This window comes from Flammeovirga sp. OC4, from assembly GCF_000812565.1.
In the GTDB taxonomy this organism is placed as follows: domain Bacteria; phylum Bacteroidota; class Bacteroidia; order Cytophagales; family Flammeovirgaceae; genus Flammeovirga.
Genome location: NZ_JTAM01000043.1, coordinates 57,334 through 75,184, shown reverse-complemented (window position 1 = coordinate 75,184; position 17,851 = coordinate 57,334). Strand labels below are relative to the sequence as shown.

The following is a 17,851-nucleotide window of genomic DNA, read 5'->3' as shown; positions in this document are numbered from 1 at the left end:
ATCTTACCTTCCCATCAAAAATTGTAATTAAGAACTTAATAAATATTTTGACCATTGAGTGGAATGAAATGAATGCTCAATGATGCTATTATTGTAAGTCCCGACCGTGTAAATTTAAGCAGATATGAAACCATTCAATTTGAAATAAGTCTCATGAGCTACAGTATTAATTAACTAAAGTGTTATTAATTAAAATAAACTATTTTCCGTCCAATGTTAAGTGATCAGTAGTCACTTCAGTAAGTTCAAATGCATCAATATGTACCTCTTTCTTTTGCCATTTATTTGTAAAATAAATGTACGTTTGATTGGCAAAATCACCTGTTGTAAAACAAATGCTTTGACGGTACCATGAGTTTTTAAAGAATTTGATAATTGGCTGTTGCCCTTTCTTACCGAAAGCCTTAACACCCAACCAACCATTTTGCCAGATCGTATCCATATTTGTCATAGGTGCTCTAGCCGTTGCAGATAAAATATAGGTCGTGTTTGGCTTAAGTTTTACTGTTCTAGAAATTGTAGCTTCCCTTCCAGCACTTAGCTTCACATAATTCTTCCCGGATTCGTTTTTTCCTTTTCCAGCTACTGCTTTTACCTTTCCTTCAATATTCCATCCTTCCAATCCATTATTAAAATCATTGTTTTCAAGGATGTTTTCAGGCATTTCACAAGCCATATCACTAGAAGGTTTTCTTTGCCAAACTCTTACATAGTCGACTAAAAACTCTACTCCTTTTTCCGTGATATCTTCTTTTTTAGGGTTGACTTTCCAAGGGAAAACCTCATTGTCTACCCATACTTTTTGTTCATTGTGCATTACCCATTTATCACCAAGTTCTTCCTTGGTTACGCAGCGGATCAGTTTACCATCAATGTAAAGTTTCAAGAAGTCTTCACCCCATTCACAACCATACACATGATAGTCGCTAGCTAATCTAAACGGAAGTTGTGTTTTATTATCCCAACTTGTTTTTCCCCATAGTGGATCTTTACGGTCTTTTCCCCAATCATGGAAAGAAGTATGATAAAGCTTCTCAACATGTTTATCTTTTGGATATTTACCAAAGATTTCAAACAAGTCCAATTCACCACCTTTCCCTGTAAACCAAAAAGCACTAGAAAGAGGAGCATCAGCAGGCTTACATTTGATTTCCATGTAACCTGTCTTAAATTTCTTTTTTGTAATGATGGCACCTGTTGTGATATTTTCAAACTTGTAGCCTTTATGTTTACCTTTGATAAAGTTAAAATCCGGCTCCCATCTAGTCGTTATCACTAATTGACCATCTCTTACAGAGACCGCATGAGGTGCAAATTGAGAAGGTGCTCTACCCTTAAAATTATTCTCATAGTGATCATTTTCACCCTGTACAATCCACTTATCTTTGTTGATTTGATTCCCTTCAAATTCGTCACTTACATCCTCATTAAGTGTCCAACCTAATTTGTTCTCTGGATCAGAAGCTGGATTTTGAGCCATTACGGCATTGCTACTTAATGTTGCTACTAAGAGAGCTCCTAGTGCCATTATTTTATTTTTTCTTTTCATTTCAATGCTTGTTGAGTCACAAAAAAATTCGCTGATTAAATGTTGTGAGTGCAATTTGTAGGTTTATTTTTTTGTTGATGTTTTTATAGGTAAATAAAGTATTACTCTCCGTAAAGGGAAGATTTTTAAGGTTTTAATCGCTATTGATGATTCTTACTTCAAATTTAAAATAAAGTATTCATTGGCTTTTTTATTTAAATAATAATACATCATTAGGTTTATAGGAAGCAAGAAATCAAACAAAGGCTATAAATACAAATAATCTCCGTTTTTGATGAATTTAAACGAGTTTATTGACCATTTTATACATTGACAACTCTCGGAATTATACCCATTTTTTCATTTTTCAAAAAAATTGTTCTAACGCTTAGTTACATCTTATTCACTCAAAATCACGCCTCAAAAAGACAATCAAAATAAATTTGAAACTGTTAAATGTTGTTTTTACATCTATTTAAAATGTATTAATCAGACAACTATGAAATGAATTTAATGAAGTCTACTGACAGATAGCACTCTTTTTTTGATCTTATAAAAATGCAGTCCTGCATATTCCTATTACAATAGAGACACCAAAGACCGACAGGGGTTAGGACTAATATTATAACGCTCAGAAACGAAATATCTGCCAATATTTTCACATCAAATCTTAATTAATAACGAATGGGTAGGTACTTCTATACCCATAAACAAACGTATAGTATGAAAAGAAGCGAACTTTTTTTAGGCGTCTTGTTAGTCTTTATGACTAATCTACTCTTTGCACAAGACAAGCCTAATATCTTAATTATTCACACTGACGAACATAGTTTCAAGACTGTCAGTAAATACAGAGAATTGGACATGCATAGTGGCAATTTGACCAAAGAGGAATATTATAATCCTTGGAATGCCACTGATCAGGTTGCAACACCCAATATGGACCGTTTAGGTACAGAGGGTGCAGTAAGTACAAAACATTATGCATCTTCTCCAACGTGTACACCTTCAAGAGCCTCTTTCATTACATCACTTTATCCTGGTTCTACAGGTGCAGCTCGTAATGATAGACCTATGCACGATGAAATGAAAACTTGGGCTCACGTATTACAAGACAATGGCTACAGCACTTCTTATGTAGGTAAGTGGCACTTGGAAGGTAAAGATGACCCTGCGACACAAGTTTGGGGAGCAGGCAGAAACTTTGGTTTTGACAATATCGAATGGCGTATTGAAAAAGAACACTGGACATGGTTCAATGAAGATGGTGTTCCTCCATATGATTGGGGTGAGCAAGGGAAGCCAAGCGGTGATTGGATTTATGCTACAGAGTTTTTTACAGACAAGGCCATTGAAATTATGGAAGATGATATTGACGCTGAGAATCCATTCTGTTTGATGATCTCTATTCCAGATCCACATACACCTAACCACTCTGCACCAGAGTATCATGATTGGTGTAGAAATGTGAATTTCACAGCTCCATATACTTACGATTTAACGTACGATATAGAAGGCTCAAGACCTAACTGGGCTGACAAACAAAACAATAATGACGTTCACCCAGAATCTGATAGATATAGCTCTTTTGATGAGTTTTATATGCAAGAATATTGGGGTATGGTGAAAGCGGTTGACGATAACATTGGTAAAATGTTACAACTTTTGGAAGATAAAGGACAATTGGACAACACGATCATCATTTATACAGTGGATCATGGTGATATGCTTTTCGAGTACAGTCGTATCAACAAAGGGGTTCCTTATGAAAGCTCTGCAAAAGTGCCGTTTATGATTCGTTACCCTAGAAAAATTCCTAGTGGAAAAATTGTAACAACACCTCATGTCAATGTAGACGTTGGACCTACGATTTTAGGTTTGGCAGGTCTTCCAGCAATGAGTGATGTACATGGTAAAGACCAATCTCATTTATATACAAGTGATGATTTAATGGTCACTGAAGATGATACTGTTTTCATTACAGAAGATGCAGGATGGTGGGTTTCCGCAGCAACAACACGTTACAAGTTAGTGTTAAGCAACAAGGATGATGCGTATTTAATTGACCTTGAAGTAGATCCATTAGAAACAACCAATCAATTGGCTGATACTGATGGAGAAAACTATGCAATGTACATGGAAAAGGCTTTAGAATTAGAAGCTAGTTTGAAACAAAAAATGCTTGAGACAAACGAATTGTACGGTGCAGGCACGAAGTTTTTACAATGGATGACATCGGGTCCTGAAATCCCAGCGCCACCAGCAGTTGAAGAAGCGGAGTTACCATTAAATCCTGAATTATTTGGCTTTGAAGGTACAGCCGTAGTGGATGGTACTGCAAAGAGATGGTCAATGGGAGCTAGTAATGATTTTTCAATCTCTGACGAAATGCCTGCAAATGGAAACTTAAGCTTAAAGTTCCATCATACAGCAGCATTAACTGGTAATGGAGGGGCAGCTCACGCACCTGCAGGTATGGTAAAATTATCAGCTGGTAAATACAAGTTCAAAGCGAAAGTCTATGTAGAGGAAGGAAGTGCAGCCACTCGTTTTAGAATTTTCATGAAGAACCCAAGCGCAAACTTAGATCCTTTTTACTTACCCACAACAACCGGAGAATGGGTGGATGTAAGCTATGATTTTACAATGGCAAATGGTACGTCAAATGAAGGTACATTCTCATTAGTAATTCAGCCAGGTGATGCAGCAGCCAACGGTGGTACAACTTCAACGGTTTATTTTGATGATATTGAAATAGAAGAAGTAATTCCAATAGAATTTAAAGGTTTAGATCCTGTTTTATTTGGTTTTGAAGGGAGTCAATGGATTGATAACGAAGAGAAGAATTGGTTCTTCGGTACGAATGCAGGCTATTCTCAAGATGAAAAAGCTTCAGGAAGTAGAAGTTTGAACATGTCTGATGTTTCATTGGTATCTGGAAATGTGGCATTAGCCGCTCACTCGCCTATCAAGTCATTGTATATGAATGAAGGTGACTATGAGTTGTCATTAAAAGTAAAAGGCAAGGCCAATAATAAGATCAAATCTTTTGATGTCATCTTGAAAGATAATAAAGCACAAAGTTTATTTATTGTCAACTCTTTTGATATTTCAGCCCTTACAGAAGAAGAAGGCTGGGTCACTTTAAAGAGAAGTATTAGCTTTGGTAAAGACAGTGACCCCGAAAATGGTCAAGTGACAATCAGAGTAAGAGAAGTAGACTTAAATCCTGATGGTGAGGGCTTCTTATTTATCGATGATATTAAGTTAGAAAAGAAGACAAGTGATGTAGTAGACGGTGGTACAGATCCAGCAGATGAAACACCGAAAGACGTTCCGAATGACCCCTCAGATATAAACTATTTGAACTCTCATTTATTTGGTTTTGAAGGTCCAACACTCATTGATCTTGGAAGCGGAAAAGTAAGAGTTAGATGGACAGGGGATAGCGAGTTTGGTATTGTAGATTTGAACGGAAATCCTCACGGAAAAAGAGTGATGCGTTTTTCGAATGATGGTGTTTTAAATAAAACGAAATCAGTTTATGTAGATAAAAACTCAGCCCCTCTTCCAACTGATCGCAACCTTGAATTCTCTATGAAAGTATTCATTGAAGAAGGAAGTACGATCAACAAAGTAAGAGTTGCAGACTTGACTTCTCCAGTTACTCAATTTGACCTAACAGGTATTCCTCAGGGTGAGTGGGTAGTATTGAAAAAAGAAATTACACCAGATGAGTTAAATGATTTCAAGAGAATCAAATTACAGATTCAAGTAGCAGATGCAGGTGAAAAAACTTCAATCTACTTTGATGATATTAGGGTGACAGATGTTCAAGAGGAAGTAGTTGCTGATGGTTGTATGAACAATCCAAACTCATTGATCAACTCGTGTGCTTTTGGTTTTGAGGAAAATACAACGAGTGCGGATTGGGCGACCAATGCTATTTATTCTATTACAGATGAAATGGCTTGGGGTGGATCTTCTTCATTAAAAGTTCAAATCGATACTGAAATTGCAAGTGGAAATTACAATCGAACGCCTAAGAGTGGTTTACAGTCCAATGTAACAATTGAGGAAGAGCACATGATGGTTTCTTTTAAATTATACATTGATGCTGCAGCAACATTAAGCCAAATCTCTTTACTTTCTAAGTTCAATAATACAGCACCACAAGTATTGGCTGTTGACATTTCACAAATGGAAAAAGGGAAATGGTTAACAGTGGAGCAAGAGGTAGCCGTGAAAAACTTCTCTGAGTCCGCGTTACTGAACTGGGTCGGTTTCCGTTTCAATAACAATACTGATGGAACAGGAGTACTTTATATTGATGATGTAAAAGCAGTGGTAAAGAGTGTATTTGTAGGAGATCAAGAGCGTACAGTTCTTTTTAACGTAAAGGATGAAAATGATGCTCCAATTGAGGGTGCTGTTGTAAAAGTATCAGGTTTTGATGATCAAACTACAGATGCAGATGGTAATGTATCATTGATGTCTTCTAATATTGAAGGCAAAGCTTATACAATTGAGAAAGATGGTTTTAATATAAAAGAAGGACAATTCTCAGTATATAATGCTGATGTTGCAGTGAATGTAATGTTGAAAACTTTCGTTCCTGAAACGTATAGCTTTACGATTTTACTAAAAGATGAAAGCGGAAAACCAATGCCCGGTGTAGTGGTAACAAATACTGACAATGCCGAAACATTTACCACTGACGTAAGAGGTGCGGTTGTGTTTATGGGATTGAGCGAATCAGACATTATTAACTATTCTGTAGAGGTAGAGGGTTTTGATGAGATATCCAATACCAAAACAATTGGAACCGAAAACACTAGCGTAACGGAAACTTTAGTAAGAAAACTATTTGCTCCTGATGCGATGTTTACGGTCAATAGAGTAACAGGTGACAAGCCACTAACAGTAAGCTTTAAAGATGAATCAGCACACTTACCAACGGCTTGGTTATGGAATTTTGGTGATGGAGGAACTTCAGTAGATCAAAATCCATTCTACACTTATCAAACAGCCGGTGTATATACAGTATCATTAAAAGTAACCAACGATACTGGAGAAGATGAGCTAATTAAAGAAGATTACATTACTGTAGGTATCTTACCAACTGCAGAATTTTCAGCTAATGCTACGCAAGTAGATGAAGGAACAGCAGTACAGTTTACAGATGAATCTACAACGACGATTACATCTTGGGCATGGGATTTTGGAGACGGTACAACTTCCAATGAACAGCATCCATCTCACACTTATGCTTCAGTGGGACAATTTACAGTCAAACTAAAAGTAACCAATGAGGATGGTGAAGATGAGCTAGTAAAAGAAAACTACATTACTGTAGTAGCAGTGCCTGAGTTGGAAGCTACTTTTGTTTATAATGTAGTAAGCTTTGATGATCCAAAGACTATTAAATTCATGGATACATCAGCAGGTGAGGTCACTTCATGGTTATGGGATTTTGGAGACGGTGTTACATCAAACGAACAAAACCCTGTACATACTTATGCTGAAGGAGGAACTTATCAAGTTTCATTGAAAATCGCTAATGATAAAAAAGAAGCAACATCGACTCAATCGGTAGAAGTTTCAGCTGTAACTTATGATGTGGTATACAACAATAACTTCTCCGAATATGATGTAAACGCCGCTTTATTAGAAGAGGAAAGAACGGATGCACGTAAATTCCATTATGTGGCTTTCCAACAACCTGACCTACCGAGAACGTTGACTGTATTGGAAGAGGAAGGCAATCAATATATGCAATACGGAGATGGTGGTGCTTCAGCATCGGCAAATGGTCAGATTAGAACAAATACCGTGATTGAATTCAAAGCGGGTAAAAAGTATATTTTATCTGTAAGAACAAGAGGTGTAGCTATTCACTTCCCATTAATCATGGATGTTGAATCCAATGCTCCAAGAGCCAGGGGTGATCAATACAAAGACGGAACAACTTCGGATTGGTACACACATACGCTTGCTTTTGAAGCTACTGAAGACTTTAATGCAACCATAGCCATGGCCAGAAACTGGTACGGTACGTTGGATATTGATGATATCGTGTTATTGACAGAGCATGTTGATGAACCAGAAGTACAAGCGAACTTCACCGCATCATCGATGGAAGTGACATTGGGTACTGAAATTCAGTTTACTGATACCTCTGAAGGTGCACCTACTGCTTGGGCTTGGGATTTCGGCGATCAAACTACTTCTGATGTACAAAATCCAGCACATACATATACAGCAGCAGGAACTTATACTGTAACACTTACAGCATCTAATGCTTCTTCGTCAGCTGAGAAAGAAATGACAATCACTGTCAACCCTCAGCCAGTGCTTCCTGTAGCTGCATTCTCAGCGGATAAAACAGCAGTGGAAGAAAACGAAACAGTAACGTTTACGGATGCCTCCACTGATGCGACTTCATGGTCATGGGATTTTGGTGATCAAACTACTTCTGATGAACAGAATCCAACCCATGCCTATACTACAGCAGGTACTTACACGGTGACTTTAACTGTAACAAATGCAGATGGACAGGATGAGGAAGTAAAAAATGATTATATCACTGTTACTGAAGAAGTGGTTTCTGTATTACCAGTAGCTGATTTCACGGCGTCGAAAACAGAAATTATTTTGGGAGAAGCGATTGTATTTACAGATGTCTCCACTGATGCGACTTCATGGTCATGGGATTTTGGTGATCAAACCACTTCTAATGAGCAAAACCCATCACATACATACACTTCTGAAGGTACATTTACAGTGACCTTGACAGTAATGAATGGTGAAGCATCTGATACAAAAACATTAGATATTGTGGTGAATCCAGAGAATGTAATCAACATGCCGGTAGCCTCATTTAATGCAAGTGTGACCGAGGCAAAAGTAAATGAAGAAATCACATTTACAGATGTTTCAACGGATGCGACTTCATGGTCGTGGGATTTTGGTGATGGTACTACTTCTGATGTTCAAAACCCAACGCATACGTATGCAGCTGTAGGTATCTACACGGTAGCCTTGACAGTAAGCAATGAAAATGGTTCTGATACTTCATCTCAACAAGATTTGATCACAATCACAGAAGCAGATCCAACAAACATTTCTTTAGAAGGTACAGATATCAAGGTATATCCAAACCCTGCTTCTTCTGAAGTAAATGTAGTCTCTGATGAGGTCGTTAATGTAACGATCGTGACAGTAACAGGACAATTGATCCAATCTATTGACAAAACTACAGCTTCAATCAAAATCCCAGTTGAAGGGTGGACTAGTGGATTATATCTATTCAAGATGACCACCAAAAACGGAAGTCAATACACAACAAAAGTACAAGTGAAATAATATTAGAATAGAGTAAATAATAGGACGGGTGGTGAGACCAAGTGGTTTTGCTACCCGTTTTTTTGTGACTTTACGCAGACCCATAATTGAAATGTTTCGTGCACCATAGTTAAAACTATGGGCAGGTGATACTGTAACCTTATCAAGATTGAAGTCTTGAAGGTTAAAAAATACGGAGTCAACACTTCAGTGTTGGTGGAGTCAGTATCACCTGCCCATGACTTTAGTCGTGGTGCACGAAACATTTTAAGTTAGAGCAGTAGTAAGCGACTCAAAATAATCAAGTTCAGCATCTAAACTCAACTTTTCATGTTTCTCCCATTGAGTACTAATATAAGATCTAGTAGAGTTAATAAATCTAGGACTCACAGAAACTGCAAAGTAGCCAATACCCCATTGGAATTTATCCTTAAAGAATTCACTTTCATTAATTAAGAAAGAACTTTTACCTTTCAAATGTTTCACGAGTGTAGATAGTGAAACGGAGTTAGGAAGTAATAATAGACAATGAATATGATCCTTATACCCATTTATAGCATCAATTTGATAACCTTCTTTGATTGCAATCTCTTTTATCAGTGGTAATATCTTATTGTCTAAAATACCTTTAGTAAAAAAAGGACGTTTTTCTTTTGTAGACCAAACTAAATGAATCCATAAGTTATTATTGGAGTGAGACATATTGAATCGTAGCTTTAATTATTGAGAATAGTTTCCTTAGTAATTGAATATACTTGAAAACGAGACTTTTTCAAAAATTAGTTTTTATGTTTCGTGCACCATAGTTAAAACTATGGGCAGGTGATACTGTAACCTTATCAAGACTGAAGTCTTGAAGGTTAAAGATACAGAGGCAACACTTTAGTGTTGGTGGAGTCAGTATCACCTGCCCATGACTTTAGTCGTGGTGCACGAAACACAAAAAAGCCACCTCCGCAAAGCAGAAGTGGCTTCAAAAATCTATATATTAACTATTACTTTGTTTCTTTTAGAAAATCGAATTCAGGATTGATGCATCGCTCCCCGTAACGTTCAAAAACAGCTTTCAACTGCTCTTGAGATTCAGGGTATTGCCCTTTATCATCTGTCTCTTCAATCCATTGTTCTAAAGTCTTTCTATGATGCATTAACTGCTCTTGATAATCAGGGTTAGATGCTAAATTATGTAGTTCATATGGATCTTTTTCAAGGTCATACAACTCTTCAGCAGGGCGAGTGTCAGAAAGCCAATCATTGCTAAATTCTACACCGTTTTTATAGGCTTCCATCACTGCAATCGTACTTTTCTTATGCGATCTGTATTGCAATTGCATCAGTGGTCGGTCAGTCATAAAGTTCTTGATGTATTTGAATTTTTCAGTTCTCACCGAACGAATACGGTCAATCGTGAAATCACAACGGTCTCTCGCTCCGATTACAAAATCTCTATGATAATTTTTATCAAAAACATTTTGACTTTCCATGTATTCGGGTACTTCAATATCCGCCAAATGTAAAGTTGTAGCCGTTAAATCAAGTAAGCTCATCAGGTCCTCTCTTACACCACTTTGTTTTAATAAATCAGGGTTGCCTGGAGATGAAATAATCATAGGCATATGAAGTCCTGCATCATATAAAAATTGCTTGTCACGCAGGAGGTTATAACCGTTATCAGAGAAGAAGATAATGATGGTATTTTCATACAAGCCATCCTTTTTTAATTGCTTGATTAACTCCCCAATTTCATTATCCGTCACTTTAATCTGGTTATAATGATCTGCAATTTGCTTTCTGATAGATGGAATATCTGGGTAGTAAGGCATTACTTTCACCTCCTTAGGATCAACTAAATGCTCCGGCTTCTTTTTATTCTTTCCACCATAAAGCTCAATTACCCCAAAGAAAGGTTGCCCTTCTTTTCTATCGTTCCAGCTTCCCGTTCCTGTTTTACCAAAATGCTTTTTCTCAGTATAACTTCCCGTCCAGTAATCATTCCAATCATAAGACCAGTTGAAGTCATCTTTTCCTTCACTAAAAGTATGGTACCCTTTTGCTTTGAAAAGCTCAGGAAGTACTTTTACATGTTCCGGTAGTGGTTTGTTGACCATTCGTCCTGCACGATGGTTATGAGTACCAATAGTTGTTGGCATCGCTCCTGTAAAAATCCCCGAACGAGCTGGTGAACATACTGGAGACATCGAAAAACAATTGGTAAAAGTTACACCATTTTGAGCTAGGAAATCGATATTTGGTGTTTGGATAGTTGAGTCACCGTACACGGGCATCCAAGGGTCAATGTCTTCCCCGAAAAGCCATAGAATATTCACTTGTTTTTTCTCTTGTTGTGCTGTATTCATTGCACATTGTGAAAACAAAAAGATAAACAAGATGAAAGTATAATTAATGTATTTCATTTTTTATTGATGATTTTATGGTTTTTGCACCATAGTTAAAATTATAAGTAGTCGATCTTAATTCATTAAATGTTTCTGGTTTTTAGAAATCAGGAGATTTCTGATGATCCGTGGGCACGAATGACGCTCACGCTTAACATTCGCGCCAGTGCACTACTTCTCCCTAGCGCAAGAGTTAAGCGCTAGCGTCTCTTGTGCTTAAAAGATCTTTAGAAGTCTCTGACTTCTATCAAAAACGTTTGTATTTGTTCGGGTTTTAATTGACTGGCGGATCCACCTTCTCCCAAGTAGAATACACTTCATTTTCCCAATCCAATAAAGCTTCTTCCAACTCCTTCGCCACCTTTGTTTCTACCATATACAGATCATTTTTCTCGGATTGATCCAAAGCGATATTGAATAAAGTTTTCTTCCCGCTATGGTATTTCACCATCTTCCAATCGTTTTGAATAACAGAAGCATATTGATCCTCATAGCTTCTCATAAAGTAGAGGTTTCTATCCTTTATTTTCTTTTTTCCGTTGATAGTAGACCACAAACTGACCCCTTGAATCCCAGTATTTTTATATTTCTTTTGAGAGGCGATTTCCATTAACGTAGGAAAGATATCAATCGTAGAAACCGGAGTGTCGATTTCTTTTTTGTGGCTAGAAGGGTCAGGCGTATGGATCAACATTGGTACTCTAGCACCACCTTCACCCAACGTATTACCGCCAATTTTACCACCACTTAATGGAGCTTGAGAGAAAAATCCACCCTGATCAGAAGTCAGAATAATGATCGTATTTTCATCCAAACCTTTCAATTTTAAAGCCTCTCTGATCTGCCCAACAGATTCATCAACCGCAGTGACCATAGCCCCATATTGTTGTTCCCTTTTAGGTAAACCTTTGTATAGATCAAGGTGCTCTTTTTTCCCTACATGTGGACCATGCACACCATAGTACCAAAGCGAGATCATAAAAGGCTGTTCCTTATCGTAATCTTTAATAAAAGAAGTGGTTTGATTGGTGAGGTTATCCGTTAAGAATTCCCCCTCTTTCATTTCACCAAATCCCGACTTAAAATAAGGTGGGTAATAGCTTTTCGGATGTCCCCAGTTGGTTGTTCCGTTTTGCTCATCAAACCCTTGATGAATGGGATGATAAGGTGCATGACCAAGGTGCCATTTTCCAAAGAAAGCATTATAATAACCGTATTCTTTTAAGGCTTCCGCATAAGTCACTTCTTCTAAGGGAAGGTAATTAATGGATGGACGTTGTACAGGATCTTTTTTCCAAAAACTGAATTTATCATCATTCGATCCATCAGGATTAGAATGTACAATATGTCTCACCATTTGCATACGAACAGCTTCTTTTCCTGTCAAAATCGATGCTCTACTAGGACTACAAGTGGGAGTGGAAACATACGTTCTCGTAAACTCCATACTTTCTTCCTTCAGCTGATTTATATTAGGTGTGACATATTTATTATTGCGGTAGCCAACATCCATCCACCCCCAATCATCTACAAAAAGTAAAATGATATTGGGCGGTTCTTTGGCGTAGGTACTAATATTTAATAGAAAAAATAGGAGGAAATGTCCTATATAAAAAAGTTGTTTGATCATATTCATTTCAATCGTAAAATTAGATTTTGTATTATTTCCTTTCATTTCGAAGATAGGAGACAATAATCAGTTCCAAGTGACACTATCGTTTAACATTTGAAACATGGTTTTTAATACCATTGACAAGGTCATTTTTTTCTCTAAAATAGGGGTGGTTTTGCGTTTTTAATATGTATGTTTTAGTCAATTCAGCTTTTTCATTTAGGATTAATTATTGGTCTGAATCTATGTAAAACCCTTATTTTTAATACTGTCAGCTAGGTTGTACTGTATCTGATAGAAAAGTCGTACGTAAAAGGACTGATCATGTACGGAGAACAACATCAAATTTTTATTATTCATTGATATTTGGGTAGTGACATCGAATATTTTGAATGAAATGAGATAAAAATGTTGAAGCTGATAGGATTAAATATTGTACTACTTATACTGTCATTTCAAGCCCTTGGAAGTGATAGAGTGAACTTTAATAGTTCTTGGAAATTTGTAAGAGAGGAGGCCCCACTTAATGTAGATAAACTTCATAAAATAGATTTTGATGATAGTCAGTGGGAGGAAGTCACCTTACCACATACTACACGATTAGAGCCTTTGGTAGTGAATGATCAATGGCAGGGAATTTCATGGTATAGAAAGAAATTTAAAGTGCAGTCGAACCCTGCAGAGAAAAGAATTTTTGTGGAGTTTGAAGGGGCGATGAACATTGCTGAAGTGTGGGTCAATGGGCAATATGTCAAGAAACATTTTGGTGGTTATTTGCCGTTTGTCGTTGATATGACAGATTACGTTGCTCCTCAAAAGGAAAATGTGATTGTGGTGAAGTTGGATAATACAGATAGTGAGATTACGGGGCCGAAACCCTTAAAAATATTAGACTTCAATACCTATGGTGGTCTTTACAGAAATGTGTGGTTGATCGAGAAAAATCCAGTGCATATTACGTTTCCACTGTTGGAAGAGAAAGTAGCTGGAGGTGGTATTTTCGTCAATTATCCTGAAGTAAATGCGAATAAGGCGTCATTAAAAATTAAGACAGAAGTAAAGAATACGACTTCCAAAGTACAGGAAGTAAAAGTGTCGCAAACGCTTTACTTTAAAAATAAAAAAGTGATGAAATTCCAAGGCTCAGCTTTTGAACTTTCATCTAATAATACAAAAACAGTTACACAAGATTTGAGTGTAAAGAAACCAAAACTTTGGGATACGCACTCACCTAATTTATATCAATTGATGACGGAAGTGACCGTTGATGGTAAAGTGGTGGATCAACAGCGAACGACAATTGGTATTAAGAAAGTGGAGTTTGTAGGGACTGAATTGTATATCAATGGACAGAAAAGATATTTGAGAGGAACAAACAGGCATCAAGAGTATCCTTTTGTGGGTTATGCATTGTCTGAACAAGCAGAAATCCGTGACGCAAAATTGATCAAAGAAGCCGGTTTTGATGTCATTCGTTTGTCGCATTACCCACATTCAACAGCATTTATGAATGCTTGTGATTCATTGGGTTTATTGACAATTGATGCCATTTTAGGATGGCAATATTACAAACCAACGGATGGTTTTAGAAATCAGATTTTCCAAACGGCAAGAGATTTAATCAGGAGAGATAGAAACCATGCGAATGTATTGCTTTGGGAAGTTTCTTTGAATGAGACAAAAATGCCGTTGGAATTTAGAAAGAAATTAAGTGCGATTGTAAAGGAAGAATATCCAATTGGAACATCATACTCAGCAGGTTGGATGAACGAGGGGTATGATGTGTTCTTCCAAGCACGCCAACACCGTATTTTACATCCTGACGATCAGGAGCACTGGAAGGGACCTTACTTTGTTTCTGAGTATGGTGATTGGGAATATTACTCAAAAAATGCAGGTCTAAATCAACATCAATTAGACAAACAAACACGATATGAAACGTCAAGCCGACAAGCGAGAGCCTACGGTGAAAAACGATTATTACAACAGGCTTACAATGTTCAAGAAGCATTAAACGACAACTTACAAACGACTGCTTTTGGAGACGGGTATTGGGTGATGTTTGATTACAATAGAGGCTACCATAAGGACATCGAATTTTCTGGGATCGCAGACATTTTTAGGATTGAGAAATTCGCTTATTATTTTTATCAATCTCAAAAAGACGCTTCTAAAAAAGAAGATGCCATGGTAAAAATTGCTTCTTATTGGGATGAAAACTCCCCTTTATCCCTGAAAGTATATTCTAATTGTGAGCAAGTAAAACTGTATCTTAATGATCAATTGATTGGTGAGCAAAAGCCAGATCAAGACCAAAAATCAACAAATCTTTCACATCCTCCATTTACTTTTGCCTTGGAAGAATTTAAGAAAGGAACGCTAAGAGCGGAAGGGTATATCAAAGGAAAAAAAGTAAGAGAAGATTGGGTGAAAACACCTGAAAAAGCACATCATTTATCAATTGTATTGGCAGATAGAGCAGTGCCTTTAGCTTCCCAAGATGTGGTTTTTGCCTATATCAAAGTGGTGGATGAAAACGGTACTTTGGTACACGATCACCAAGAAGAAATTAATGTGTCACTAGAAGGGGATATTCAATTAATGAATACAGAAACGCTCACAACGGATGCCGGTATCGCAACAGCTTTGATCAAAATCAATAGCTTGAAAAAAGACATCAGTATCAAAGCAGTTTCTAAATCGGAACAATTAAAAGGAAGCCTTCAACGTAAACTAAACTAACAAACGACATGAAATTATTCATAATTCAATTTCTAATTTTGGTATTCGTGGTACCATCTTATGCGGAGAAAATTATTCCTATTCCTCGTCAAGGGGACAGGGATATGACTCCCATAATACGTGAAGCGATTGAAAACGCAAATGACAAAGAAATTAAATTGGTTTTTGAGGAAGGGAAATATTATTTCCAACCTGATTTCGCCTACGAAAAATACTGTCCTATCACCAACCATAAAAACGGAATCAAACGTATTGCTTTCCCTTTTGAAAACTTTGAAAAAGTAACCATTGAAGGCAAAAATACGGAGCTGATTTTTAATGGTCAGATGTTTCCTTTCTTGATTGAAAATTGTCAGAATGTAAGCATCAAAAACATCAAAATTGACTGGAAAGTACCTTTTACAATACAGGGAAAGGTCGTAGCCGTCAATGAAAAAGAAGAGTGGATGGATGTAGTAATGGATACAGAGGGATATTCATTCCAACTTAGAAAAGGACAATTACAGTTTCCTAATATCAAGCATTTCACTTACTCTAGTTTAGGAAACACATTGACTTTTGATCCGAAAACAAAAGCAGTGGCACACGGAGCATTGGATTTAAATGGACGACCTGAAAAAGTAGAACGCTTAGAGGGCAATAAGTACCGTTTCCATGGTCCAATGAGACAGTTTCCTACATTAAACAGTAAGATCAATTTTAAAGGACCGCATGGCGATAACCGATATGCACCCGCTTTTCAAATGATCTCTTCTAAAGATATTTCTTTTGATAATGTAATTGTTCATCATGCTCTAGGAATGGGCTTTTTGGCAGAGAGAAGTGAAAATGTAATTATCAAAAACAGTGGTGTATACACAAGTAAAGACAGCGATCGATTGATTTCATCTACTGCTGATGCCACACACTTTTGTAATGTAAAAGGAAAAGTTTTGGTGGAAAATTGTCGTTTTGAAAATATGCTGGATGATGCCACTAACGTGCATGGAACATATGTTTCTATTGATAAAGTAGTAGATAAAAGAAGTGTGATTGTGAAGTTGGAACACTACCAACAATACGGTTTTCAGTTTGCTGGAAAAGGAGATGAAATTTGGTGGATTCACCAACCAAGTCCAGACCGTCAAGCGAAAGTTTTAAAAGTAGCTTCTTATAAAGAACTCAATGAGGAATACACTCAGTTGACGTTTGAAAATGATCTTCCATCGGCACTGAAAAGTGGTGATTTGATGGAAAATAAAACATGGAATCCGGAGTTTACAATGAGAGGATGTACCATGCAAAATCATAGAGCGAGAAATATTGTACTGAAAACGCCAGAGAAAATTGTGATTGAAGAGAACTACTTTTCATCAAGTATGTCGGCCGTTTTCTTTAGAGGAGAATCATTCCATTGGTTTGAATCGGGGCAGGTAGAAGATGTATTGATTCAGAACAACACTTTTTATAATTGTGCCACAAGTGGAATGGAACATGCGGTGCTTTATATCACACCAAGATTAGGAAAAGCAACCGATAAGAAAGCAATTTATGATAGAAACATCCGCTTTATCAATAACAAAATCAACACTTTTGATAGCAGAATTGTATGGGCGTATAATGTGGATGGTTTATTGATAAAAGGAAACGAAATCATCAAAAATAATGAATTAGAAGAGATCCACCCTGATCGTCCAATTTTTGAATTCAACCACTGTAAGAATGTGGAAATTGGTAAAAACAAAATCAAAGGTTTTGAGGAAGTGATCATTAAAGAAGATGGTCAGTTGAGAGATATGTGATTTTTTGATGGAAGAAGGGGTTGGCTAAATTTCGTGCACCATGACTAGAAGTCATGGGCTTTTGGGAGGCTATCCTTCTTTTCAACTTCTATTATAAACTTTATGTTTTTTCAATGTATTTGAGTTCTTTTATCTTTCAAAATACAGAGAAGTCAAAATATATTAATCAAAAGTTGATAAATGAGATATCTTCCCAAAAGCCCATAATTTCAATTATGGGTCTACGAAGCATTGCATATCTACTTTCATAGTACTTAATTCAAGTGGTTCATGCACCATAGTTAAAACTATGGGCAGGTGATAAACAAACCTTTCCAAGACTGAAGTCTTGAAGGTTTAAAAACGGAAACATCACTTTAGTGTTGTTGGAGTCAGTATCACCTGCCCATGATTTTAATCATGGTGCACAAACCATTAACGTTATTCCCACGTAACCTACCATCATTTT

7 protein-coding genes are annotated in these 17,851 nt (G+C 36.9%); 3 read left to right on the top strand and 4 right to left on the bottom strand.

The window, feature by feature from the left end:
* Nucleotides 1–199: 199 nt before the first annotated feature.
* Complete coding sequence (locus PL77_RS30870) at nt 200–1,549, bottom strand: family 16 glycosylhydrolase (RefSeq protein WP_052444576.1); 1,350 nt, start codon at nt 1,547–1,549, stop codon at nt 200–202.
* A gap of 702 nt (nt 1,550–2,251) precedes the next feature.
* Here PL77_RS30870 and PL77_RS30865 point away from each other — a divergent pair.
* A complete protein-coding gene (locus PL77_RS30865) occupies nt 2,252–8,893 on the top strand; it encodes a PKD domain-containing protein (RefSeq protein WP_052444575.1) in 6,642 nt (2,213 codons plus the stop codon).
* A 246-nt stretch (nt 8,894–9,139) separates the two neighbouring features.
* Here PL77_RS30865 and tnpA read toward each other — a convergent pair whose 3' ends face one another.
* From tnpA to PL77_RS19645, 3 genes are all read right to left on the bottom strand, one after another.
* The gene (gene tnpA / locus PL77_RS19655) at nt 9,140–9,574 is read right to left on the bottom strand and encodes an IS200/IS605 family transposase (RefSeq protein WP_044209203.1); all 435 of its coding nucleotides are present in this window, start codon (nt 9,572–9,574) and stop codon (nt 9,140–9,142) included.
* Between the two features lie 293 nt (nt 9,575–9,867).
* The gene (locus PL77_RS19650; RefSeq protein WP_044209202.1) at nt 9,868–11,286 is read right to left on the bottom strand and encodes a sulfatase; all 1,419 of its coding nucleotides are present in this window, start codon (nt 11,284–11,286) and stop codon (nt 9,868–9,870) included.
* Nucleotides 11,287–11,542: 256 nt separating this feature from the next.
* Entirely contained in the window at nt 11,543–12,943 is a 1,401-nt protein-coding gene (locus tag PL77_RS19645; protein ID WP_156152446.1) for a sulfatase, read from the bottom strand.
* A gap of 345 nt (nt 12,944–13,288) precedes the next feature.
* Here PL77_RS19645 and PL77_RS19640 point away from each other — a divergent pair, with 345 nt between their 5' ends.
* Both PL77_RS19640 and PL77_RS19635 read left to right on the top strand, forming a co-directional pair.
* On the top strand, nt 13,289–15,622 hold the full coding sequence (locus PL77_RS19640) for a sugar-binding domain-containing protein (RefSeq protein ID WP_044209200.1): 2,334 nt from the start codon (nt 13,289–13,291) through the stop codon (nt 15,620–15,622).
* A gap of 8 nt (nt 15,623–15,630) precedes the next feature.
* Nucleotides 15,631–17,403, top strand: a complete 1,773-nt coding sequence (locus PL77_RS19635) for a right-handed parallel beta-helix repeat-containing protein (RefSeq protein WP_044209198.1) — start codon at nt 15,631–15,633, stop codon at nt 17,401–17,403.
* Nucleotides 17,404–17,851 lie beyond the last annotated feature (448 nt).